Source organism: Streptomyces sp. NPDC059456, assembly GCF_042750055.1.
Classification (GTDB): Bacteria; Actinomycetota; Actinomycetes; order Streptomycetales; family Streptomycetaceae; genus Streptomyces.
This window is the reverse complement of sequence record NZ_JBHYVA010001008.1, coordinates 1-2,061: the sequence shown is the minus strand read 5'-3', so window position 1 is coordinate 2,061 and position 2,061 is coordinate 1. Positions and strand designations below refer to the sequence as shown.

Sequence of the window (2,061 nt, the reverse complement as noted above, 5' to 3'; positions counted from 1 at the left end):
CGTGCCGTGGACGTACACGACGGAGGTGCCTCGAAGCGCGGTACGTCGCCCTCGCGGACCCGCTGCCAGGCCCGCCGGTAGAGGTCCGCGGCCGGCTCGTCCGGCACCAGGACGCCCAGGACCGGACGCCCGCCGGGCGCCAGCCCGTACATCGCGAGCTTCCACTGTTCCACGGGCAGGACCGGCGAGGGCATTTCGGCCCAGCCGCCGGGCAGGAACAGCGAGCGGCCGGCGCGGGTCCGGGAGGCCGTCACCACGAGTTCGGTGGCCGCCAGTTCGGCGCGGGCGGCCTTCAGCCGGGCCGGCTTCCAGCCCGTCCAGCGCGCCACGTTGCGGTCGGTGGGGTCGGGCATCGCGAGCAGGGCCAGGTAGAGGGCGGCGGCGTCCGCGCCCAGGCCGTGGGCCTCGCCCACCTCGGCCACCAGCTCGGGCACCGAGCGGCCGGGGTCCTGCGGCCACCACGTGCCGTCCTTGCCGACGGCGTCGTCCCCGGCGCCGGCCGCCGGGGCACCCGGGTCGGCGAGCAGCTCGGCGAAGCGCGGGTCGTGGACGGCCCGCAGCGCCGTCTCCGTGGCGGACGGCTGCTGGTCGTCGCCGCGCAGCGCCGGGAGGTACGGGTCGGAGCCGGTGGAGTCGAGCAGGGCCGTCTTCAGTGCGGGCTTGGGCCGGTCGTCGTGGGTGGCCATGACGACGGCGCCGTACCGCTCGTGGCCCTCGGCCGTCTCGGTGGGTGTGCCCGCGGCCTTCCGGAAGTCGGGGAGGCTGGTGTAGTGCCCGATGGTGAGGAGCAGTTCGGGTGCGGCGAGCCGCTGGCGCACGGCGGTCAGGGCGGGCGGCAGGGCGGCCCGCAGCGGGTCCCCGGCGGGCAGCCGGTGGGCCAGCCAGGCCGTCAGGGTCAGCGCGCCGGTGAGGACCTCCGCGGTGAAGGGCTCGGTGGCCGGTTCGCAGGGCTCGGCGTGGTCCCCCTTCACCTCCCAGGCGACGTCGACCGAGAGCGGCGGGGACGCCGCGGGGTCGAGGATCGCGGCGAGGGCGCGGTGCGTGGACCAGCCGGTCCGCGCGGCGCGGGTGGCCTCGGCGAGCAGCCACTCGGGCACGGGGGTACGGCGGCCCACGCGGCGGTTCCACTCCCGTGCGGCGGCGGCCACGTCCGGGCCGTCGGTCCACAGCCGCGCCGGGTCGGCGGGCAGCAGTGCGGCGACGACCGCACGGCGCACCTCGACGTCGAGGCTCCTGAGCTCGGTCCGGGCGTGCTTCGCGTCGGCGGCCTTGACGCCGAGGGCGGTGCGCAGTTCGGCCGGCAGGAAGTGGGCCTCCCAGCTGTCGATGTTCGGCAGGCCGGCCAGCAGGAGCCGTGCGACGGTGCCGGACACGCCGGTGAGGCGGGCGAACTCGTCGGCGGCCTCGGGGCGCAGCGGTGCCGGGCCGCGGTCGGCGGCCTCGGTCAGGAACGCCGTGAGCCAGCCGGGGCCGCGCTCCCGGTCGCCGACCCGGGCGTCGCCGCGCACGGTATAGGGGCCGGGCACCTCGAAGCGGCCGACGGGGTCGTGGAGCAGCGCCCCGAACTCGTGGCCGTCGGTGACGGACGTGCTGTGCTCGGTGAAGCCGAGGACGGCGCCGCCGCCGAGCGGGAGCAGGCTGCGGTGCCAGGTGTTGCGGGAGACGCCGTCGGGGGTGCTCAGGTGGCGCGGGTCGAGGTGGACCAGGACCCGGCGCCAGCGGTCGCCCGAGGCCCCGGCGGAGGCCAGCCCGAGGGCGTCCACCTGGCCGAGCACGGTGCACAGTGCGGCCCGCTGCTCGTCGGTGGTGCCGACGGCGACGGCCCGGTAGGCGACCGCGGCGGGCTCGTCGAGCAGCGTGGTGAAGGGCAGGGCGGAGTGGTCCAGGGCGGGCGTGTCGAAGTGGAGGCGGCCGGGTACGGCGACGGCGCCGGTGTCGGCGCACGCCTCGGTGAGGCGGGCCAGGAAGCGGTGGGCGACGTCCTTGTCGGTGCCCCGGCTGTAGTAGCCGCTGCCGGCGATGCCGCGCAGCGCCTGCTCGATGAGCTCGTCGGTGGGCCCC

1 pseudogene is annotated in these 2,061 nt (G+C 77.4%); it reads right to left on the bottom strand.

The window, feature by feature from the left end:
• A pseudogene (locus ACFXA3_RS41615) lies at positions 1–2,061 on the bottom strand (DNA-binding protein); the annotation flags it as partial.